Origin of the sequence: Saccharibacillus qingshengii (assembly GCF_013185195.1) — a bacterium.
Lineage (GTDB): Bacteria > Bacillota > Bacilli > Paenibacillales > Paenibacillaceae > Saccharibacillus > Saccharibacillus qingshengii.
This window is the reverse complement of record NZ_JAAZWC010000001.1, coordinates 144,161-164,540: the sequence shown is the minus strand read 5'-3', so window position 1 is coordinate 164,540 and position 20,380 is coordinate 144,161. Positions and strand designations below refer to the sequence as shown.

Annotated in this window: 20 protein-coding genes; 14 read left to right on the top strand and 6 right to left on the bottom strand. The window is 56.8% G+C overall.

Annotated features, from left to right (window positions below):
* Positions 1–48 precede the first annotated feature (48 nt).
* Genes HRQ60_RS00715 through HRQ60_RS00700 form a run of 4 tightly spaced genes read left to right on the top strand, consistent with a single transcriptional unit; the run spans position 49 to position 3,127 of the window.
* Positions 49–603 carry a biotin transporter BioY gene (locus HRQ60_RS00715; RefSeq protein ID WP_172193719.1) on the top strand — a complete coding sequence of 185 codons (555 nt, stop codon included), beginning with the start codon at positions 49–51 and terminating at the stop codon, positions 601–603.
* A gap of 1 nt (position 604) precedes the next feature.
* Positions 605–1,402, top strand: coding sequence for an ATP-binding cassette domain-containing protein (locus HRQ60_RS00710; RefSeq protein ID WP_172193718.1), 798 nt, complete (start codon positions 605–607; stop codon positions 1,400–1,402).
* Entirely contained in the window at positions 1,390–2,328 is a 939-nt protein-coding gene (locus tag HRQ60_RS00705) for an ATP-binding cassette domain-containing protein (protein ID WP_172193717.1), read from the top strand. The genes HRQ60_RS00710 and HRQ60_RS00705 overlap by 13 nt, the downstream gene beginning before the upstream one ends.
* A complete protein-coding gene (locus HRQ60_RS00700; RefSeq protein ID WP_172193716.1) occupies positions 2,318–3,127 on the top strand; it encodes an energy-coupling factor transporter transmembrane protein EcfT in 810 nt (269 codons plus the stop codon). The genes HRQ60_RS00705 and HRQ60_RS00700 overlap by 11 nt, the downstream gene beginning before the upstream one ends.
* Positions 3,128–3,488: 361 nt before the next feature.
* Here HRQ60_RS00700 and HRQ60_RS00695 read toward each other — a convergent pair whose 3' ends face one another.
* Complete coding sequence (locus HRQ60_RS00695; RefSeq protein ID WP_172193715.1) at positions 3,489–4,433, bottom strand: EamA family transporter; 945 nt, start codon at positions 4,431–4,433, stop codon at positions 3,489–3,491.
* Between the two features lie 138 nt (positions 4,434–4,571).
* Entirely contained in the window at positions 4,572–5,456 is an 885-nt protein-coding gene (locus HRQ60_RS00690) for a dihydrodipicolinate synthase family protein (RefSeq protein WP_172193714.1), read from the bottom strand.
* Positions 5,457–5,562: 106 nt separating this feature from the next.
* Here HRQ60_RS00690 and pdxR point away from each other — a divergent pair, with 106 nt between their 5' ends.
* Positions 5,563–7,035 carry a MocR-like pyridoxine biosynthesis transcription factor PdxR gene (gene pdxR, locus HRQ60_RS00685; protein WP_172193713.1) on the top strand — a complete coding sequence of 491 codons (1,473 nt, stop codon included), beginning with the start codon at positions 5,563–5,565 and terminating at the stop codon, positions 7,033–7,035.
* Here pdxR and HRQ60_RS00680 read toward each other — a convergent pair.
* Positions 7,032–7,895, bottom strand: a complete 864-nt coding sequence (locus HRQ60_RS00680; RefSeq protein WP_172193712.1) for a helix-turn-helix domain-containing protein — start codon at positions 7,893–7,895, stop codon at positions 7,032–7,034. The two genes, pdxR and HRQ60_RS00680, sit on opposite strands and share 4 nt — an antisense overlap.
* Positions 7,896–8,019: 124 nt before the next feature.
* Here HRQ60_RS00680 and HRQ60_RS00675 point away from each other — a divergent pair, with 124 nt between their 5' ends.
* The 7 genes from HRQ60_RS00675 to HRQ60_RS00645 all read left to right on the top strand — a co-directional run bounded on the left by HRQ60_RS00675 (position 8,020) and on the right by HRQ60_RS00645 (position 15,039).
* Entirely contained in the window at positions 8,020–8,853 is an 834-nt protein-coding gene (locus tag HRQ60_RS00675; RefSeq protein WP_172193711.1) for an amidohydrolase family protein, read from the top strand.
* 41 nt (positions 8,854–8,894) lie between these two features.
* Positions 8,895–9,863 (top strand): aldo/keto reductase, encoded by a 969-nt coding sequence (locus tag HRQ60_RS00670; RefSeq protein ID WP_172193710.1) that lies wholly within the window; start codon positions 8,895–8,897, stop codon positions 9,861–9,863.
* Positions 9,860–10,885: a zinc-binding alcohol dehydrogenase family protein gene (locus HRQ60_RS00665; protein ID WP_172193709.1), complete on the top strand. Its 1,026-nt coding sequence runs from the start codon at positions 9,860–9,862 to the stop codon at positions 10,883–10,885. Before HRQ60_RS00670 ends, HRQ60_RS00665 begins: the two co-directional genes overlap by 4 nt.
* 34 nt (positions 10,886–10,919) lie before the next feature.
* Complete coding sequence (locus tag HRQ60_RS00660; protein ID WP_172193708.1) at positions 10,920–13,268, top strand: glycosyl hydrolase family 95 catalytic domain-containing protein; 2,349 nt, start codon at positions 10,920–10,922, stop codon at positions 13,266–13,268.
* A 176-nt stretch (positions 13,269–13,444) separates the two neighbouring features.
* Positions 13,445–14,146 (top strand): SDR family NAD(P)-dependent oxidoreductase, encoded by a 702-nt coding sequence (locus HRQ60_RS00655; protein ID WP_172193707.1) that lies wholly within the window; start codon positions 13,445–13,447, stop codon positions 14,144–14,146.
* A 183-nt stretch (positions 14,147–14,329) separates the two neighbouring features.
* On the top strand, positions 14,330–14,770 hold the full coding sequence (locus HRQ60_RS00650) for a MarR family winged helix-turn-helix transcriptional regulator (RefSeq protein ID WP_172193706.1): 441 nt from the start codon (positions 14,330–14,332) through the stop codon (positions 14,768–14,770).
* 26 nt (positions 14,771–14,796) lie between these two features.
* Positions 14,797–15,039, top strand: a complete 243-nt coding sequence (locus tag HRQ60_RS00645; RefSeq protein ID WP_172193945.1) for a DUF896 domain-containing protein — start codon at positions 14,797–14,799, stop codon at positions 15,037–15,039.
* Positions 15,040–15,115: 76 nt separating this feature from the next.
* On the opposite strand, the gene HRQ60_RS00640 is transcribed toward HRQ60_RS00645, so the two are convergent.
* Positions 15,116–15,661, bottom strand: coding sequence for a TetR/AcrR family transcriptional regulator (locus HRQ60_RS00640; RefSeq protein WP_172193944.1), 546 nt, complete (start codon positions 15,659–15,661; stop codon positions 15,116–15,118).
* 211 nt (positions 15,662–15,872) lie between these two features.
* Between HRQ60_RS00640 and HRQ60_RS00635 the strand changes: the two genes are divergently transcribed.
* A complete protein-coding gene (locus tag HRQ60_RS00635) occupies positions 15,873–16,409 on the top strand; it encodes a cyclophilin-like fold protein (protein ID WP_172193705.1) in 537 nt (178 codons plus the stop codon).
* A gap of 407 nt (positions 16,410–16,816) precedes the next feature.
* Here HRQ60_RS00635 and HRQ60_RS00630 read toward each other — a convergent pair whose 3' ends face one another.
* Entirely contained in the window at positions 16,817–17,500 is a 684-nt protein-coding gene (locus HRQ60_RS00630) for an NAD(P)-dependent oxidoreductase (RefSeq protein WP_172193704.1), read from the bottom strand.
* 218 nt (positions 17,501–17,718) lie between these two features.
* Here HRQ60_RS00630 and HRQ60_RS00625 point away from each other — a divergent pair, with 218 nt between their 5' ends.
* Positions 17,719–18,294, top strand: coding sequence for a TetR/AcrR family transcriptional regulator (locus HRQ60_RS00625; protein WP_246280979.1), 576 nt, complete (start codon positions 17,719–17,721; stop codon positions 18,292–18,294).
* Positions 18,295–18,305: 11 nt separating this feature from the next.
* On the opposite strand, the gene HRQ60_RS00620 is transcribed toward HRQ60_RS00625, so the two are convergent.
* Positions 18,306–20,309, bottom strand: a complete 2,004-nt coding sequence (locus HRQ60_RS00620) for a TerD family protein (RefSeq protein ID WP_172193703.1) — start codon at positions 20,307–20,309, stop codon at positions 18,306–18,308.
* Between the last annotated feature and the right edge of the window lie 71 nt (positions 20,310–20,380).

Below are 20,380 nucleotides of genomic sequence, written 5' to 3'. Positions count from 1 at the left end.
AGCTGCTGTTGCCGGACTCCGCAGTCTATAGGTTGGAGGTCGATGGTATTGAAAACAAAAGAAATGGTATACGCGGCTCTGTTCGCCGCACTGATCGCGGTGCTGGGCATGATCCCGGCGATTCCGCTCGGATTCATCCCGGTCCCGATCACCCTGCAGACGCTTGGCGTGATGCTGGCAGGCGGTTTTTTGGGCAAAAAGACGGGCGCGCTCAGTCTTATCTTGTTTATCGTGCTGGTCGCGATCGGGCTGCCGATTCTTGCCGGAGGCTCCGGCGGAGTGGCTCCGCTTGTCGGACCGACGGCCGGTTATATCTTCAGTTGGCCGATCGCGGCTTTCTTTATCGGATGGGCATCGGAGAAGGTATGGCCCCGCCTGAAAACCTGGAAACTGATTGCGATCAACGTCGTATTCGGCGTGATCCTGATCAATCTGATCGGCGCGCCGGTCATGGCTCTGATTACGCATACCCCGATCTGGCCGGCACTTGCCGCTTCCGCCGTGTTCCTGCCGGGCGATCTGATCAAAGCGGTCTTGGCCGCTATCGTTGCCGTTCAGGCCCGTGCGGTCAGCCCGATCGAAGAGAAAGTGCACGGCGCCTGAGATGCTGGAATTCGAACAGGTTTATTTTCATTATCGAAAAGGACAGGAGGTTCTGCGCGGCGTAAACTTCTCGATCCAAGCAGGCGAATTCGTCTCGATCGTCGGAGGGAACGGAAGCGGCAAATCGACGCTGGCCAAACTCATGAACGGTCTGCTGCTCCCCCGCGCAGGAGCGGTCCGGATCGACGGCGAACCGACTTCCGATCCGCATCGTCTTCAATCGGTACGCCAGGCGGTCGGCTTGATCTTCCAGAATCCCGACGACCAGTTTATTACGACCGGCGTCCGTGACGAGATCGTGTTCGGACTGGAAAATATTCGCGTTCCCGCCGCAGAGATCACGGATCGGATAACCCAGGCGCTTCGGGCGGTACGAATGGAGCGTTACGCCGATTCGGCGCCGCACGAACTATCGGGCGGTCAGAAACAGCGCGCGGCGATCGCCACGGTACTGGCGATGCGCCCCCGGTTGATTCTGTTCGACGAAGCGACGTCGATGCTCGATCCGCACGGCAGAGCCGATGTGCGCCGGCTGATGCAGGAACTTCATCGGCAGGGCCTCGCGGTCGTGCAGATCACGCATCATATGGACGAAGTCCCGGCCTCGGGCCGGGTGCTGCTGCTGGACCAGGGAGCGGTCGCATTCGACGGTACGCCGGGCGATTTCTTCGCTTCGACCGACCTGGAATCTTATGCGCTGGAAAAACCGTTCGCCGTGCGCGTTCACGAAGCGCTTGGCCTGACCGGTTCGCTGTCGGACGATTGGAAGGAGCGTGCAGCGGCCCAATGGAAGAATTGAATACAACGGGACATTCGCAGCCAGAAAAAAGCAAATCCGCAGCCGGCAGCGGCAGTCCGTCCTTTTACGAACTGCAGGGCATTGAAGTGACGCTGGGCGGCCAATCGATCCTGCGGGAGGTCCACTGCACCTTGCAGCAGGGAAAGTGGACCTCGCTGATCGGTCCGACCGGCGCAGGGAAATCGACGCTCGCCCGGATCTGCAAAGGGCTGATCCCCGAGTACGCCGGCGAATACCGGATCGACGGCGTACTCGCCGCCAAAGACCGCAAAGGCCGGGCGCGGGTGCAGCCGGATATCGGATTCGTTTTTCAATATCCGGAACATCAGATCTTCGAGACGACGGTGGAGCGCGAATTGGGCTTTGCGCTGCGTATGCGGGGCGATTCGCCCCGCGAGATCCAAGCCGCGATCTCGCGGATCCTGCCGCGGCTTGGCCTCGGCGAAGAACTGCTTGCGCAGTCGCCGCTTCTGCTCAGCGGCGGACAGAAGCGGCGGATCGCGATCGCTTCCGTGCTGATCGCCGAGCCGAAGCTGCTCATTCTCGACGAGCCGACGGCCGCGCTTGATCCGCTGAGCCGCCGCGAGCTGCTGGATCTGCTGCACGCTTGGCAGCGGAGCGAGCAGCGAAGCGTCCTGTTCATTTCGCACCGGATGGAAGACGTGGCGGAGTATTCGGACCGGGTACTGCTGCTTCGCGAAGGCCGGCTGCTCGGCGATCTGGAAACGAACGAACTGTTTCTCCGTCGGAGCGAACTGCTGGAACAGGCGGGCCTTGCCCTGCCGGAATCCGTCCAACTGCTGCAGCTGATCCGCGAGCTGTCCGATGTCGACCTTCAGCCGGCGAGCTGCCGCGAAGACGAGATCATGCGGGTTGTACAGGAAGCCTGGCAGGAACGAAAAGGGGGAAGAAGCTGTGGCAAATAGGCTGCTGATCGGTCAATTTGTCGAAGCCGATTCGATGCTGCATCGGCTCGATCCCCGTACCAAACTGCTGGGCATGCTGATCATGATGATCGTACTGCTGAATATCCGCAGTTGGGGCAGTTACGGAGCAGCCGCTCTGCTCGTGCTGAGCGTCATGCTGCTCTCTCTTGTACCGCTTAGCCGGTATCTGCGCGGTCTGCTGCCGATTCTGCCCGTGCTGCTGGTCACGCTGCTGTATCATGTTCTGTTAGGACGCGGAGACGACGTGCTCGCCTCGTACGGCGTGATCCGGATTACCCGGGAAGGCATCCAGGAAGGGCTGCGGATCTTCGTGCGGATCCTGCTGCTGATTCTGCTCGCTTCCGTGTTGACCGGAACAACCCGGCCGCTGATTCTGGCGCAAGGATTGGAGCGGCTGCTCAAGCCGCTGTCCAAACTTCGCGTACCGGTCGAGCAGTTCTCGCTCATGATCGTGATTGCGATTCGCTTTATTCCGACCGTACTGGAAGAAGTCGAGCGGATTCAGCTCGCCAGGCGGGCCAGAGGTTTCGACCCCACTGCCATGAATCCGATTCGCCGCCTGTTCGCGTTCGTCCCCGTCCTTGTTCCGCTGCTGGTCACGACCGTGCGGCGCGCGGACAACCTGACGATGGCGATCGACGCACGCGCTTATGGAGACGGCCGCGGCCGAACCGTCTATCGGCCGCTTGCGCCCGGCGGCGAAGATGCTGCCGCAGCCGCCGCAGCCGTACTGGCGGCGGCACTGATCTTGGCGATCGACGTATTGTTCGGGAGCTGACCTCATCCGCATCCGCACACGAACAAGCGGCAGACCGGTCTCTTCCAGCAGGTCTCAGCCGTATGCCCACTATCGATGGATATTTCTGTTCCAGGCCGGCTGGCGTTCAAACCGGCTGCCTAGACGAAGAGAAGAGCCCAAATACAAACGAAGAACCCCGATGCTCGAAGTCGAGCATCGGGGTTCTTCATGTTTTCACTGCTGTATACTTTACGCTTCTTATACGCTTCTTACATGACGCTTTTTAATGAACCCTCTTATCGCTATTGGCGGATATTCAGCCTTTTCCGCAATCTAACGAAGCCCCTTCCCCTTATTTACCGCAATGAGCCCGCTTGAGAGCCGATTGGAATCCAAACCATCAGGAAGCCAGACGCAGCACCAGAATACCCGCCAAAGCCAGCAGAATCCCGAACGCTTCGCGGCGGCTCATCTTTTCCTGGAGGTAGAAGCGCGCATACAGCAGTACGATCACGATGTTAAGAGCGATGATCGCGGATACGATCCCCGTAATGCCAACCTGCAGCGCGTTCAGCATCAGCACCATCCCGGCGATGTTCGTCAACCCGACCGTCATCCCCCAGAGCAGCGTACGCGGCGCACTCCAGACAGGAGAAGGGGCGGCGGAGCCGTTCGGTCCGGGCCCATGCTCCGGCGCTGCCGAAGTCTCGAGGCGTGCCGGATCGGTGGGCTTCGCAGACAAGGCTCTCTGGCGGGTTCGCGTACGGTCCAGCGCATACATGCCCAGAAACAGCAGCGTGCCCGACCCGAACATGGCGGTCAGCACCGGAAGCATGGAAGCGCCGGACAGAACCGACTGTTTGGAACTGAGATCCGTGAAACTGTACAGCAGCATGGCAAGCGTGCCCCACTGCCAACCGCGCAGCTGGCCGCCGCGCAGATCCTGTCCATAGCGGACAACGACCAACGCCAGTACGACGATGCCGAATCCGACAGCCTGCATGAAGCCAAGGGATTCTCCCCACAGCAGATACGCGGCCAACACCACGATCACGGGCGTCAGCGCGGAGAAAAACGCGACTACGGACGCCCGTCCCACTTCATATCCCCGATACAGCGACGCATTGGCGGCAAACGAGAACAGACCCATCAGCACGCCGAACTGCACACCGCCGTTCCACGGCTGCTGCGCCTGCAGATTCAGCAGCAGCGAGATCAGTGCCCCGGATACGTATACGCCGACGAACAGCAAATTCCGGTCCGCCGGCCGCTGCGACGTCCATTGATACAAAATCCCTCTTACGCCGAAGCAGGCCGCCGCTCCGAGCGCATACAGAAACCACACGTTGACTCTAACCTCCCTGCGGATTCCACCCTTGTGTCGGGAGAAATCCGGAAATTACCGTTCTCTTGCGAGGAAGGCTTTATTTCATCTTTTCGCTTCAGCGCCCGTGGATTCCTTCATTCCCTGTATATTCGTCATCTAACCCAGTCGATCCAGCAGCGGCGCAATGTGGCGGATCTCAGGCAGCGCGGCCGGCTTGAGCGGCAGAGGCAGCCCCGAAGCATCCATCCAGCCCTGCCGGATCGCGATCGCCGCAGCTGCGCGCACGCTGCCGTGGCGGTCAAACAGCGACCAGATCGGCTCCAATTCTGCGCTTAATCGCTGCGCTTCTTCGGCATCGCCTGCCTGAGCGCTGCGTACGATATCCAGACAAGTGTTCGGAAACAAACCGCCCAAGACGGAATACCAGACGTCGCAGCCCGCGAGCAGACCGGCTGCGCCCATCCGATCGCCGCTGACGCCGATCGTCATGCCGCCTGGCAGAATCGTGCGCAGCGATTCCACCCGAAGCCGGGCCTGCTCCGCTTCGTCCGGAACGCCGGGAATCTTGATCGAAGCGACCTGCGGCAGCGCCGCGATCCGGCTGTGCAGCTCATCGCCGAATACAAAGCGCGTTGTCCGCGGATTGTCATACACGCAGAGCGGGACGGACAGCGTACGCGACACCTGTTTGTACAGCGCGTACACTTCCTCGTCCGTCAGCGGCTGGTACGACACCGGCGCCAGCAGCACGGCGGATACGCCGGCATATTGGGCATCTTCGGCCAACCGCAGCACATCCCGTGTGCGCAGAGCGCCGATCCCGGCCATCACGGGAACTCCCTGGGCCTGGCGTACCGCAAGTTCGACGGTGCGGCGGCGTTCTTCCCGGTCCAGATACATATAGCTGCCGGTCGAGCCGAGCACGCCGATCAAGTCCACCCGGGCCGCCGCGAGGCGGTCGATCAGGGCGGCCAAAGCTTTCTCGTCTATCGTATCGCGAATCAGCGGCGTCAGGGGAAAAGCGGATAATCCGGTAAACATGTAGGCACGCTCCTTTACTTTTGAGAAAAGATGCCGTTTATTATAAAGAACAAACTGGTCTGACCAACAGAGCCAGATTCATCGAAAAGAAAGGGGCCAGAACACGATGATCGAATTAACGCCGCTGCTGAATCCCGACCGGGAAGAGCCGATGTATGCGCAGCTGTATACCTATGTGCGTGAAGAGATTCGGGGGCATCGCCTTGTGCCGGGTGGACGACTGCCTTCCCAACGAAACCTGGCCCGGCATTTGGGAGTCAGCCGCAATACGGTCGATGCCGCTTACCAGCAGCTGCTGGCGGAAGGCTATGTACACAGCGAAGAGAGAAAAGGCTTGTTTATCGCCGAACTTCCGGACGACCTGCCGCTTCGCGGAGCCCCACCCCAGCTCAAAGATTCTGCTCCAGGAAGCATTCCACCCGTCGATACGCATCCGGTGCAAGCCCTGTCGACAGAACCGATCTGCGATTTTCGTTATGGAGACATCGACACCGAGCATTTCCCGTTCAAAACATGGAAAACCTTGGCGGCGCGCAGTCTGTCTGCGGACCATGCCCACCTTCTGCTGTATGGGGAAGTTCAGGGCGAAAAGGATCTGCGTCTACAGATCGCCAAATATGTCTACCAAGCAAGAGGCGTTTCCTGCCGGCCGGAGCAGATCGTGATCGGAGCGGGTACGCCTTTTCTGCTGGATCTGCTGCGAAAACTGATCGGAGGCGGCGGACGGTATGCGATGGAAGACCCCGGTTATCTGCGGGCGCGCCATGTGCTGGAAGAGGACGGCCGCGCTGTCGCTTCGATTCCGCTCGACGAGCACGGCATCCGGGTAGACCGGCTGGCTGCGGCGGACGCGAACGTCGTCTATGTCACGCCTTCGCACCAGTTTCCGCTGGGCATGATTATGCCGGCGGCGCGGCGGCTCGATCTGGTTCAATGGGCACGCGAGCGCGGAGGCACGATTCTCGAGGATGACTACGACAGCGAATTCCGGTATGAAGGCCGGCCGATTCCGTCGCTGCACAGTCTGGATCCGTATGGAAATACCGTTTATATGGGCACTTTTTCGAAGTCGTTAATGCCTTCTGCGCGGATCGGATATATCGTGCTGCCGGAGAAGCTGCTATGTGCGTACCGGGAGCGCGAAGAACAGTTCAAACAGACTGTGCCCAGGCTCGAACAGCATACGCTAGGTTTGTTCATGGCAGGCGGGGAATGGGAACGTCACCTCAATCGAATGCGCCAGCTGTACAAAAAAAGATATACGGCGCTGCGCGAAGCGATCGGCCGGGAATGGGGAGATTCGATACGCGTGGTCGGTTCGGCGGCGGGGCTGCATGTGGTGCTGGAGCTTGGCGGCGCCTTGGCCGGACTCTCGGAAAAGAACGCGATCGACGCCGCCAAACACCGGGGCGTGATCGTGTACGGAGGCTCGGCGTTTCAGCGCGTTTCCGCGGAACAGGCTCCGGTACGCATTCTGCTTGGTTTTGCGGGGCTTACCGAAGCAAAGATCGAGCAGGGTATTATTGGGCTGGGACAGGCCTGGGCAGACTTTGATCCTCCGCCGGTTTCTGTCGTTTAACGGCGTCTGCGGTAGCTTTTTGGCGTCAGTCCCGTCAGCGTCTTGAACACCCGGTAGAAATGCGCCGGGGTCTCGTACCCGCAGCTTCGGGATACTTCTTCGACCGTCAGTTCCGTGGCCCGCAGCAGTTCTTTGGCGCGAATCATCCGTTTGGCATTAACGTATTGGGTCAGATTCATGGTCGTCAGTCGTTTGAATACGCGAGAGAAATGCGGAGCCGATACGTTGGCCTGCTGCGCCAGCGCGGCCAGACCGTTCTGCGCTTCGGGAGATTCGTCAATTCTGCGCAGCACATCGTTCATCCAGACGGGGCCGACGGAAGCTTCGGCGGCGAGATCGAAGTCTTTTTCCGCCCAAATCAAACGATTGATCGCAAGCAGCAGCCGGGAAGTGATCCCTCTGACCGCTTCCCGAAAACCGGGCTGCCGCTCCCGCAGTTCGTTCCCGATCTGCTCCAGTGCCGATTCGACAACAGAAATCAACGGCTCGGTCAGCTCGATCCGGTACGTTCTGCGCTGCCGCGCAAACTCGAATGCCAGCAGCGGATCGTACCCGTCTCCAAGCGAAGGTGCCGCAAGCAGCGACGGAGCGAAAAACAGCGCCGACGATACGATCGGATCTTCGTCGCGGGGCAGGGACCGGTGAATCGTATTGCCGGGAATGAGGAACAAGTCCCCGCGCTTTTTCTCATACCAATCCTGATCGATAAAAAACACGCCCTGACCCCGGTGGATATAGACCAACTCGTAGCGGTCGTGCAGATGATCGGGCAGTTCGTCGTTTTGCTTTTTGGTGGTGAGATGGATCAATTCGAAAGGAAATAACGGTTCGCCTTCAAAAGGCTTGCGAATAGGCGGCATCGGCAGTTCTCCTCGGCAACAAAATCAAAAAAAGTTATAAAGATGCAGGAATTGGATATTTTCTAGCTCATTTTCTTACTATACACTGTTTATAGAACGCTTTCATTAGAAAGGGGGAGCCTTGATGCGTATTGACGCCCATCAGCATTATTGGAAAATAACGCGCGGCGACTACGGATGGATTACGCCGGAGCTGCCGATTCTGTACCGCGACTTTCTGCCCGGCGATCTGGAACCGCTGCTGCGGGAAGAACGATTGGACGGCAGCATTCTGGTGCAGGCGGCGCCGACGATCGACGAATCGCGCTATCTGCTTGAACTTGCGGATCAGGATCCGTCCGCGCTTGGCGTCGTCGGCTGGCTGGATCTGCTGGACCCCGAGCACCGTACCCATTACGACGAACTGAGCAGGCACGCCAAATTCGCCGGATTCCGCCTGATGATCCAGGACATGCCGGATGTCTCCCGCATTCTGGAACCGGCGTTTGTCGAAGCCCTGCGAAGTTACGCCGACGAAGAGGTGCCGGTCGATCTGCTGCTGACGGCGAATCAGATGAAGACCGTGCTGGAGCTGCTGCGGCAGGTTCCGCATCTGCGCGGCGTGATCGACCATCTGGCCAAACCCGATATCCGTCGGCAGGCATTCGAACCGTGGGCAAGCCGGTTGAGCGATCTGGCGCAGTTTCCGAATCTGTACGCCAAAATATCGGGGCTCGTCACCGAAGGAGATCGCGAACATGGGCAGATGGACGACTTCGTTCCCTATATCCGCCATGCGCTGCGGGTCTTCGGCCCGGAGCGCGTCTTGTTCGGCAGCGATTGGCCGGTCTGCCTGCTGGCGGCCTCGTATGGACAGGTCGCAGACATTCTGCTTCGCGCTCTTCCGGAAGAATGGGGTGAGCGGGAGAAGGCGCTGCTGTTTGGCGGGAACGCCAAAACTTTTTATAAGCTGAAATAAGGCCGTTTATCTGGTATCCGACAACAGGGAGGACCCTTCTTATGAAAACACGCAAACTCGGTTCGACCGGACTCGAAGTCTCGGCGTTAAGCTTCGGCGCGTCTTCGCTCGGATCGGTATTCCGCGAGACGGACGACCAAGAAAGTATCCGCACCGTGCACAGCGCGATCGACGCGGGGATCAATTACATCGACGTGTCGCCTTACTACGGCCTGACCAAAGCCGAGACGGTGCTCGGACAGGCGATCCGCGAACTGCCGCGGGGCAAGTTCCTGCTCTCTTCCAAAGCCGGGCGCTACGGCGAGTCGGAATTCGATTTTACGGCGGAGCGGATCATGCGCAGCGTCGAAGAAAGCCTGAAGCGGCTGCATACGGACTATTTGGATATCCTGTTCCTGCACGATATCGAATTCGTTCCGGCGGACGTGATCGTCGAAGAAGCGGTACCGGCCATGAATATGCTGAAAAAGCAGGGCAAGATCCGCTTCTCCGGCATCAGCGGGCTTCCGCTTGCGCTGTTCGAGCAGATGCTTCCGCAGATTGAAGTCGACGCGATCTTGTCATACTGCCATTATTCGCTGAATGACGATTCGCTGCTGGGGCTGCTGCCGCTGCTTGAAGACCGGGGCGTCGGGGTCGTCAATGCGTCGCCGCTGTCGATGGGACTACTCGGTACCCGGGCTATCGCCGATTGGCATCCGGCGGGCGAAGACTTAAGAGCCGCCTGCCGCAGAGCGGCGGAGCACTGCGCAGCAAGAGGCGGCGATATCGCCAAGCTGGCGATCCAGTATTCGACGCGCAATGCGGAGATTCCCACTACGCTAGTCAGCACGGCGACACCGGCCAATATCGTCAAGAATGCGGCCTGGGTCGACGAACCGCTGGACGAAGAGCTGCTGCTTGAAGTGCTGGATATTCTGAAGCCGGTGCACAATAAATCCTGGACCAGCGGACGCCCGGAATACAACGGTGCTGCCGGAACGTCGGCAAACGAAGAAGGCCGCCGATGATCCGGGGCATCGTCTGCGAAAAGATCGGAAGTTTGGTCTGGCGCGAAGATCTGCCGGAACCGGACCTTGCGCCGGGTCATGCGATCGTCCGTATTCGCCGGATCGGCATCTGCGGCACGGATCTGCATGCGTACCGAGGAAGACAGCCCTTTTTCGAGTATCCGCGTATTCTGGGACATGAACTTTCGGGAGTGATCGAAAAGATCGGCGAGAACGGAACGGATCTGCGCGCCGGCGATCAGGTAAGTCTGATTCCGTATCTGCACTGCGGACAATGCGGGGCCTGCCGCAGCGGAAAGACCAACTGCTGCCGTCAGATGCAGGTATTCGGCGTCCATCTGGACGGTGGGATGCGGGAACTTGTCTCGATTCCGGTGAGCCATCTGATCCGCACGGAAGGCTTGACGCTGGACCAGTCCGCGATACTGGAGCCGCTTGCAATCGGCGCGCACGGGATTCGGCGCGCCGGCGTGAAGGCGGGCGATACAGTGCTTGTGATCGGTGCAGGGCCGATCGGTCTCGGGGTCATGATCTTGGCCCGGCATGCCGGAGCAAATGTGATCGCAATGGATATCAACGAAGAAAGGCTCGATTTCTGCCGCTCCTGGGCGGGCGTGGAAAAGACGCTGACGGCGTCGGACGATTCGCTCGCCCGGCTGGAAGAATGGACGAACGGCGAACTCGCTCCGATCGTGATCGACGCGACAGGCAGTGCGGAATCGATGAAGCAGGCATTCCGCTTTGTTTCGCACGGCGGCTCGCTTGTATACGTAGGTTTGGTCAAAGGCGAGATCGCTTTCGATGATCCGCATTTCCACAGCCGCGAGATCACGTTGTCGGCCAGCCGCAACGCTACGCGGGAAGACTTTGATTTCGTACTGGGCGCCATGGCCGCGGGTATGATCGACACGGATCGATATATTACGCACCGGGCGTCTCTGGAAGAAGCGGCGGGGCAGTTCGAGTATTGGCTGCAGCCGGCATCCAAAGTCATCAAGGCGATGATTGAAGTTGGCGGCTGAAAGAGGAACACGAGGTAGAGGAGGGGGAAATCGCATGAATCGAAACGGTTACACCCTGCATCGTCCGGCTTCGCGCTGGGAAGACGGGATGCTGTGCGGCAACGGCACGGTTGGCGTCATCGTCATGGGCGAGCCGGAACGCGAGCGGCTGATCTTGTCCCATGAGCAGCTGTTCGTCCCGATGAACCGGCATGAACGGCCTATCGAAATGGGCGGCCGGCTGCCGGATATCCGGCGCCTGATTGCCGAAGGACAGGAAGACGAAGCGGCCGACCTGCCCGTCGAGCTGTTCCGCCAGTCGCACGGCGGCGCTTACGACCTGCTGTGGACCGATCCTTTTTTCCCGGCGGTCGAATTGACGATCCGCACCCGGATGCCGGATATTGCCGCATCCGGCGGCGTGGACGACTACGCGCGTTCGCTGGATTACGCAAACGGCGAAGCGGTCGTCGGTTTCCGCTTGGAAGGACGGAGCTGCGAGCGCCGCGTCTTCATATCGAGGCCAGACAGCGTATGCGTGGTTCGGCTGAATACAGAAAACACGCCGGCCGACTATGAGCTGTCGCTTGGGCTGCCGCAGATTACGCAGGAAGGGCGGGACTTTTATACGGAGTGTTTCGGCATGGAACCCGTGTTCATTACCCATCCGCAGGCTTACGCGGATGCAGCGGTTTGCATCTGCGAATTCGGCGGCACCGGCAGCGGTTACGCCGAATTCGCCACGATCACTTCCGGCGACGGCAAGGCAGTGGCCGGAGACGGAACCCTGTCGATCCACTCGACAGGTCCGGTCAGGGTGCTGCTGTCCCTGATCCCGGTCGAAGAGATACACTCGTTCTCCGCGCAGGAAGAAATCGCCAGGCTGCGTGCGCTGCCTGCTGAGTACAACGAACTGCTGCTGCGGCACGAATCAGTCCACAAAGAACGGTACACCCGGATCGATCTTCGCCTGGATAGCGATTCGCACGATTTGCGGACGCCGGAAGAGGCAGAGACCGGAACTGCAAGCAGGGGGATCGGCGCCAGCCGGAGCGATATGGGCGGAAGCGACGAGTCGCTGTGGAGCGAAGCCCGCGCTTCGGCCGAAGCGCCGCCTGCTTTTCTGGAGAAAATGTTCCATGCGGGACGTTACGAGACCCTGTCGAGCTGCGGCGAATGGCCGCCGAATCTGCAGGGCGTCTGGGCGGGCAGTCATAACGTGCCGTGGTGCAGCGATTATACGCAGGACGGCAATCTGCCGACCGTGATTTCTGGACTGCTGCCAAGCGGGGATTTCGAGAGCCTGCTCTCGTATTTCGATTATCAGGAGAGCATGCTGGACCATTACCGCGAGAACAGCCGGGCGCTGTACGGCTGCCGGGGCATTCATATTCCGACCCGATCGAGCAGCACCGGCTACGATATCCATTTCAGCCCGGAATATCCGATGACATTCTGGACAGCCGGCGCGGCGTGGGCCTCCCATTTCTACTACGACTATTGGCTGTATACGGGAGACGACGCTTTTTTCCGCGATCGGGCTCTGCCTTTTATGCGGGAAGCCGCGCTTTTCTACGAAGATTTCCTGATCGAGGACGTAGACGGACGCTGGCTGTTCAGTCCTTCGTATTCGCCGGAAAATACGCCGCTCGGCAGGAGTAATTCGACGGCGCTCAACGCCACGATGGATATCGCGGCCGCCAAAGAGCTGCTGCACCATCTGATTACCGACTGCCGGACGCTTGAAATCGAAGACGACTCACTCTCCAAGTGGACCCAGATGCTCGCGAAAATGCCGGATTACCGAATCAACGCCGACGGCGCGCTGACGGAATGGGCTTCGCCTCTGTATGAAGATCGGTACGACCACCGTCACGCTTCGCATTTGTATATGCTGTATGCCGATATTCCGGAAGAGATCCGGCGTGATCCAATCTTGTACGCGGCCTGCGAGCAGGCATACCGATTGAAGCGGGAACTTAAAAAGAACGAGCAGGGCACCATGTCGTTCGGTCTCGTCCAGACCGGCATGGCGGCGGCTCACCTGCGCGACGCCGAGATGGTGGAAGCCATGCTCCAGTCGATGGCGCTCAATAATTATTACGTCACGTTCGCGTCTTCCCACGATTACGGTCCGACGCTGTTCAATGCGGACATCAGCGGCGGCGTACCGGCGCTCATGCTCGAAGCGATCGCGCAGGCCAGTCCGCGGACCGACGGGCACTCGGTCATCTGCGGGTATGAGATTCGCCTGCTGCCGGCCATTCCCAAAAGTATGCGCAGCGGGCAGGTGACCGGCCTGCGTCTTCGCGGCGGCTTCTCGCTGGACATGACATGGCAAAGCGGACAAGTGACGGATTACCGAATCCATAATCCGCTTGAGCGGGACTACGAGGTGCAGTAAGGAACTTTGACGGAGCGATCCGCTCTGTTAACCCGGACGAAATCCGCAAGAAGCCTGACAAATGCCAGGCTTCTTTTTGATGAATATAAAAAAAGCTTGCAGACCCGCCCGATCCGGTATATGATGTTGATGAATCAACAGTTGATATATCAACATAATAAAAGGAGCCTACTTTCATGAAAAAAACGGCATTGGTTACAGGCGCAAACAAAGGGATTGGTTACGAGATCGCCAAGCGGCTGCTGGAAGCCGGCTTCCGCGTGCTGGTTGGAGCGCGGGATCAAGAACGGGGAGAAACGGCTGTGCAGGCCCTGCGCGAATTCGGAGACGCGTATTGGATCTCGCTCGACGTGGCGGATCTTGCGAGTATCGAGCGCGCGGCAGCCGTCATCAAGGAACAATATGCCGACTTGGCGCTGCTGATCAACAATGCGGGCATCCCGGGCGATATGCACAAAGCCGGATGGGAGTTCGAAGTGGAGGAGCTGGCGGCCACGCATCAGGTGAACTTCGTCGGACCGTTCGCCCTGTCCAAAGCGCTGCTTCCGCTGCTGATCGCAAACTCCGGCACGATTCAGAACGTTACGATTCCGATCGAACCGCTGCCTTATTTCAATGCTTTTGCCTATACGACGTCCAAAGCTCCGCTCAACGTGATGACGAAGTCCTGGGCGATGGGCTTTGCCAAAGAAAACGTGCCGGTGGAGATCTTCGCCGTGATGCCGGGTGCGGTATCGACCGATCTGAACGGACGCATGACCGGCGATTTCGTCAAGACACCGGCTCAAGCGGCGCGGTTTATCGTTGGTTTCCTGCTCGACGGGGAGAAGCATCATGGACAGGTGATCAACGACGACGGTACGCTCGCGGTCTACTGACCCGTCCGAGCCGAAATCGCCGCTTCGCCCAGTCCTTGTTTTCGAAAGTCCTTTCTCCGCCGGAGAGAGGACTTTTTGCATACGGAAGATGGACTCGCGTGAAAAAAAGAGTGTACAATAGATAGGGTCCGGTGTGCCGGGAAATCCCGGCCGTCCAATAACAGAAAGAAAGATGTGATGGTTTTGAGCAAAGATTGGTCGCAGGAGTCCACGTTGTTATACGAGATCTACCGGGTAAACAACGCCATCAACACTACGTTCGACGCGTACATCAGCATCAGCCAATCCCGCTTCGAAATACTCGCATTGATCTCTCAAGAGACCGAAATCAGCCAGAGCGACCTGCAGCGCAAAGTAACGCTCGACAAAGCGGCTGTTGCCCGGCACCTCAAGCAGCTGGAAGAAAACGCCATCGTCGCACGCCGCAAGAAAGACGGCAACAACCGGATCACCTGGATTCGGTTAACGGACCGCGGCCGAGCCTTGATCGAGAACTCCCAAACGGAAAAAGAACATTTCGCCAAAGAATTGTTGACCGATATCGACGATGCGGAACTCGCGGTATTGAGAAAGGTATTGGGTCGATTGAATACGAACGTGGAACGGCTGAAAGCCAATAGGTAACGGCATACAAAGGAGGCACCAACATGATGATCCCAAGTCTGGAACGTATCAATCAATTGTCCAAGAAAGCCAAAGAAGAAGGATTAACGGAAGCGGAAAAAGAAGAGCAGACCCTGCTTCGGAAAGAATATCTGCGCACCTTCCGCGGTTCGGTCGACGAGCTGCTGCTGAACGCGACGATCGTCGATCCGCTGGGCGACGATGTCACTCCGGAGAAGCTTAGAGCCAAACAAAATGAAATGGCAAAAACCAAAGAAACGGATCTGTAACTTGGACCCGACAAACCGGCTTCGGCGCGCAGGATACAAAACGCGCGTAGGCCGGTTTTTTGCGCAGATATATACGTTACGCGATTCTTTCAAGCAGCACTCCGACCTGCTTCGCCATGACGGAAGGAGGGTGCGGCATTTCGTTCAGAATCCACCATTCCACAATACCTACGAAGGCGCTCCCCATAAAAGAACTCATAACGGTTTTGTCCAATTCCCGGTTTCTTGAGTCGTCCATGTTTAATTCGCTCTGGTATTCTTCAACGAGAAATTCAAGAAAACGGGCACGGAATGCGGGAGCCCCTTTGCTTGCGAGCATCGTCGAAAAGAAAAGATAATGGCGCTCAAAATATTCGAAATAAACCTGATTGGCTTCGTCCCATTCGAGATCGCAGGCGTATTGGTTGATTTCTTTCATGTTCTGGATATGTTCTTCGATAAGTTTGTCCAACAGATCGAACTTGTCCGTGTAATGCAGATAGATGGTAGCCCGGTGGACATTGGCCCGATCGGAAATATCCTGGATCGTAATGGCATCGAAATTCTTCTCGGACATCAATTCGATAACCGCTTGTTTGATTGCGGCTTGGGATTTCAAGATGCGTCTGTCTATTTTGGCCATGGTTAGAGTCACCAAACTTCCTTCGTTAATCGTCATTTCAGCCCTATCCGTCAACTAATCGACAAAAGAAAGGATTTTAACGATTGTATATGGGTCGGCTGCATCTATTATTATACATATGTCGTCTAAACGATCAATATCGTACAACAGAGAGTCAACAGGTCCGCAGTCGATTGGCTTCACGGACTTTATCTGATTGGGGGAGAACCACATGTTTAAAATACTGAACTTGTTGGGAGTGCTTGTTCTCGCCCTTTCATTAGCTGCCTGCAGCTCAGTAGATTGGGAAGAGCCCACCAATACGGAACCGGCGACCGGGTCAAGCGTCCGTACGGTTGTCCCGGTTACAGACCGAACTGCAACCGATCAGGAAATGGAGGAGAGCGAGATGATTCCCGTTCAGATTGAAGCAGGCGGACGTACTTTTACCGCCGCATTGTACAATAATGAAGCGTCTCAAGCCTTGATTGCCCAGTTTCCTCTGACGATCCGGATGAAGGAGCATCACGGAACCGAAAAGTATTACGATCTGGCCCATGATCTTCCGGCCCAAGCAACCGAGAGTCCGGCAACAATTCGTACAGGTGATATCATGGGCTGGTCGAGAAACACGCTGGTGCTGTTTTACCAAACATTTTCTAATTCGTATGGAGGTTACGTACCGCTTGGTCGTGTAGAAAATCCTTCGGATCTGGCAGACGCTCTGGGTACAGGAAATGTACAAGTCATTTGGTCGCAGGTTGAATAATCCGGAAGATTGAATGACGAAATCGATCCTAAGATCAGATTGAAATAACTTGGGCGGTACGAATCGACTCAAAGCCGTTCAAGTTGTTTTTATTGGACAGAAATTACTTTTACGAAATCTAAGCAGCCGGATCATGGAGCTGCTTATTTCTTTATATAGTTCTTCACAAAATCAGTATTTTGTACATATGTATAAACAGAGCTTTTCACCACTCATTCTTCTTCTATTGCCATCATTTATCTCCAAAATTCATTACTCTATACATAAATAATTATGACTTAATTGATTTATAGCCTTCGGTAAAATCTCCAATAAGCATGGATAAATGTGAAAAACAAAAAAAGAGTCTAGTCAGCCGATTGAGCCTTCCAAACTCTTTTGATTGGAACTATTCGGATCCCGAAAAATCACTGTCCCACGTTCACAACCTTTCCAATCCAGGTCGGTTCACTCCCTGCAGCCCGCACCAGGCAGTCGGCACAGTCTGCGAACGACAAGGGACGAAACGGAGCGATACGCGCCAACGGGCCTGCCGTGTAATCTCGCGTGGCTGGGGATTTACTCAGCCCGGCCGGTCGTACGATCACCCATTCCAGGCCGCTTCCCTGCACCGCATATTCGGCAGCCGCTTTATCCTTAATCGCTTTGGAGAAGACGCGCCGATTCAGACCGATCATGCACCGATCCAGAGCAGCGAGCTCTTTGCCATCGCTCAGACCGATTCCGCTCTGCATCACAAGGCGATGGACGCCGGCAAGCCGGCAGGCCTCAAGAAGATTAGGTATCCCTTCCGACATCACCGTACCCGGTGAGAAGTTTGCCGCCATTATGTCCAGCACTCCTTTGGAACGGCCGGCGCCTGCTGAACGACCGCTTGGTCCGATGCAGCTGATCACCGTATCGGTACCCGCAACCGCTTCCGCCAAGCTGGCCTTATCATACACATCCGCCTGCCGAATCCGGAGCCCTTGCTTGGCGGGTATGTTCGCCGGCCGCCGGGCTACCGCCACAACTTCATAGTTCAGTTCAAGCAGCCGCTCGACTACTTTGCGCCCGGTTTCCCCCGTTGCTCCGATTACCGCGATTTTCATCGACTATTCCCCTTTCGATAACCGCTCCTTTTTGGCCCGGTTCGGATCTCTACACCTATCGTGCTCAAATGCACAATCGTGCAATAAGAAGCCGTTAGGTATAATTGTAGGGAAACGCGGAAAATCGGCAATGATCAAAAGAACCGCTTTCGTGCATTCATTCACACATCGACTGTCATTGTGCATGATTTTCGAACAAAACGGGAGGTTTCTATAGGATGAACACCAGGATGAACACCGATCGAAGAAGGCGCAAATCGCAGGAAGCGATCAAAAAAGCACTCGTTGAACTAATCACGGTCAAAAAATTCGATCAAATTACGATACAGGACATTTCCGATAAAGCGGACGTAGGTCGAAGAACGTTCTATCTCCACTACATGGATAAGTTCGACCTTTTGGATCAGCTTATCGACGAACAGATGCAGGAGATGCGTCAGCTCTGCGATTCGTCCGAAAAAGACGCCGACTACCAGGAGATGGGATTAGCGTGGTTTCAGTATTTTGAAAATCGTGCCCTGTTTTTCTCCGCTATGCTCACGAATAAAGGGAGCTCTTTTTTCCGAAGTCGACTGCTTGATTTTTTTCTGCAGGAATTAAAAAATACCGATGTGCAGAATCCGGGAAAACCCCATCCGAAGACGGCTGATCCGGATGAGGTCGATATTCAGTTTTTGGGAGCTGCGATTGTAGGCATCGTCGAATGGTGGTTTGAACAAGGAAAGCCTCTCCCCCCTGCCATTATGGCTCAACGGGTCGGCTCTCTGCTGGAACGGAATCTGCAAGTGAAATAAACAACAGAACGTCAACCCACTTCCAACCCGTAAGCCCGGCAGGCTTCTTCCAACCCGCCCGCGAAAAACGTCTCCGACGTCGTGAACGCCCATTCCCCGTCGATCTTCCGGAACTGGCCCAGGACCAAGGTGTCGCATACCGCGCTCGGCATATACTCGAACGTATGATACAGATCCAGTTCGTTGTCGATCGTCAGTTCCACTTTGCGCTTGTACGTATCCAGCGAGCCGACGATCACGATCCGCGTACAGTGCGCCGGCAGCTTGGCCAGGTCGAGCAGCAGCAGCTTTTCCCACAGATTATCGTTGATCAGCCGTACGCAGCCGCTCGGATGCTCCGCCTGATTATAGAAAATAAAATCGTCTTCGCCCGCACATACATCATGCTCGTTCACGAGGAAGGCCGACAGGTCGATGTCCACTTCGTCTTCCGAATTAAGCTTGGACAGCTTGAGCGTAAGCACTTTCTCGGGCGAGACGCCAATACGTGAACGCAACCGCTCTTCCGTCTTGTCCAGCTGCGTCTTGTCCCATACTTCCACGCCGAGCTGCTCCGCCATCTGCAGCGCCGCACGGCTGAAATAGCTTGTCGCCACGACCATGTAGCTCTGACAGTCGTACATATTCGCGCCCGCGTACACTTCCTGGATCGCCCTCACCGGCACAACATTGCTGAAACATTTGAGCTGTACGGCTGTCCGGGTTCCGCCTTTGACCAGAATGAGATCCACTCCGTAGTCCGGCGCATACGGATCGCTCGTCGGCACTTCGACTTCATAGCCGAGTTTGGTAAACAGATCCTGCATATGGTATTCGAACGTACGCCCGTCGAGCGCGATCTCTTCCAGGACTTCCGGGGTAAAGGAGTACGTCGTCGTCAGATCAGGGATGCCGTAGCTCTGCGCCACCTGCTGCATGCCCGCCTCATAGCCGTCGCCGATCGCGTTGAAGCGCCATTCCTCTTTGTAGGCATAGAGTGCCCCCAGTTCCAGAGCCGTATTGACCGAACCGTTCTCCATCTCGATATCGTAGCGCAGCATTTCCCGGTTGTCGTACGTCATAACGCGAATATACAGCTCTTCCGGAGCGCCATTTGGCATCACGAGTGTGAACAGGATTTTGTCGAGTCCCGCCTGTCCGAGCGCCGCCAGATTGACCGTATACACTTCCATGTCTTCCGTCGGCAGCTCGCGTCCGTCCACATGGGTCACCCCGACCGTCGACTTGTTCCCGAAAAAGGCGATGCTCTCCGCATCCGGAAGGCGATTGTTGGCCAGCAGCATCCCTGCCGTCAAACATTCGCCTTCCGACGTTTTCCAGCCGATGCCCACCTTCAGGTTGCTGTGCCCAACCGGCGTTTTGGAGCCTTTGACGACGCTTTGGGAGTCCGAGCGGTCTTCGGTCCGAATCACGCGCACCCGCCCGCTCATCGGCAGGTCCGTTTTGTTGATGTACTGGGTAAACTTGTTGAAAATCTTGCGGTAGAGGACCGACGTCGCCAAGCTCGAAATCTTCGGGGCATGCGTCAGCGTGATGTTCTTCGGCGTCTTCTGCGTGCAGCGCAGCGGATAGCCTTTGATCGAGATGAAGTTCCAGAACAGATGCGGGGCATTCATCGAGGCGATCGGATTCAGGTAAGGCGTCACTTCCTCGTCCGTGAACCAGATAATATGCGTCAGTTCGCTCGTCGTAAACAGTTTGGAAAACAGGTCGATCCGCTCGCCGCGAAGCGGATCTTTGCCATAGATCTCGTCTTTGAGGTAAGTATGCGTATTCTCATGCGTAAACGGCGGCAGCCGGTAAAAGAAACCGTCCGACTGTGCCACAACCTTGACCGGTCCGGCGAACGTCAGCGGAGACAGTTTGTTGAAGACGGTCTGCATATTGCTGCGCTTCATGTATTTTTGCAAGCCCTCGGCAGCGTTGACGATCAAGATGACGTTCATCTTGTCGGCTTCGACGCCCTGACGGGTTAAGTAGGATTGATACGAACTTCGATAACTGCTGGAACCCATAATATTTCCTCCTTTGGTTCAAGAAGACCAGATGCTCTCTAAATAGGGGTAGCGTCAGGAAAATGCGGATT

Coding starts and splice junctions, on each gene's coding strand:
- HRQ60_RS00670 (WP_172193710.1), top strand. CDS start 8,895: ATGAAAACACGCAAACTCGGTTCGACCGGACTCGAAGTCTCGGCGTTA.
- HRQ60_RS00675 (WP_172193711.1), top strand. CDS start 8,020: ATGCGTATTGACGCCCATCAGCATTATTGGAAAATAACGCGCGGCGAC.
- HRQ60_RS00625 (WP_246280979.1), top strand. CDS start 17,719: ATGAACACCAGGATGAACACCGATCGAAGAAGGCGCAAATCGCAGGAA.
- HRQ60_RS00710 (WP_172193718.1), top strand. CDS start 605: ATGCTGGAATTCGAACAGGTTTATTTTCATTATCGAAAAGGACAGGAG.
- pdxR (WP_172193713.1), top strand. CDS start 5,563: ATGATCGAATTAACGCCGCTGCTGAATCCCGACCGGGAAGAGCCGATG.
- HRQ60_RS00645 (WP_172193945.1), top strand. CDS start 14,797: ATGATCCCAAGTCTGGAACGTATCAATCAATTGTCCAAGAAAGCCAAA.
- HRQ60_RS00640 (WP_172193944.1), bottom strand. CDS start 15,661: ATGGCCAAAATAGACAGACGCATCTTGAAATCCCAAGCCGCAATCAAA.
- HRQ60_RS00660 (WP_172193708.1), top strand. CDS start 10,920: ATGAATCGAAACGGTTACACCCTGCATCGTCCGGCTTCGCGCTGGGAA.
- HRQ60_RS00690 (WP_172193714.1), bottom strand. CDS start 5,456: ATGTTTACCGGATTATCCGCTTTTCCCCTGACGCCGCTGATTCGCGAT.
- HRQ60_RS00665 (WP_172193709.1), top strand. CDS start 9,860: ATGATCCGGGGCATCGTCTGCGAAAAGATCGGAAGTTTGGTCTGGCGC.
- HRQ60_RS00620 (WP_172193703.1), bottom strand. CDS start 20,309: ATGGGTTCCAGCAGTTATCGAAGTTCGTATCAATCCTACTTAACCCGT.
- HRQ60_RS00680 (WP_172193712.1), bottom strand. CDS start 7,895: ATGCCGCCTATTCGCAAGCCTTTTGAAGGCGAACCGTTATTTCCTTTC.
- HRQ60_RS00630 (WP_172193704.1), bottom strand. CDS start 17,500: ATGAAAATCGCGGTAATCGGAGCAACGGGGGAAACCGGGCGCAAAGTA.
- HRQ60_RS00705 (WP_172193717.1), top strand. CDS start 1,390: ATGGAAGAATTGAATACAACGGGACATTCGCAGCCAGAAAAAAGCAAA.
- HRQ60_RS00635 (WP_172193705.1), top strand. CDS start 15,873: ATGTTTAAAATACTGAACTTGTTGGGAGTGCTTGTTCTCGCCCTTTCA.
- HRQ60_RS00655 (WP_172193707.1), top strand. CDS start 13,445: ATGAAAAAAACGGCATTGGTTACAGGCGCAAACAAAGGGATTGGTTAC.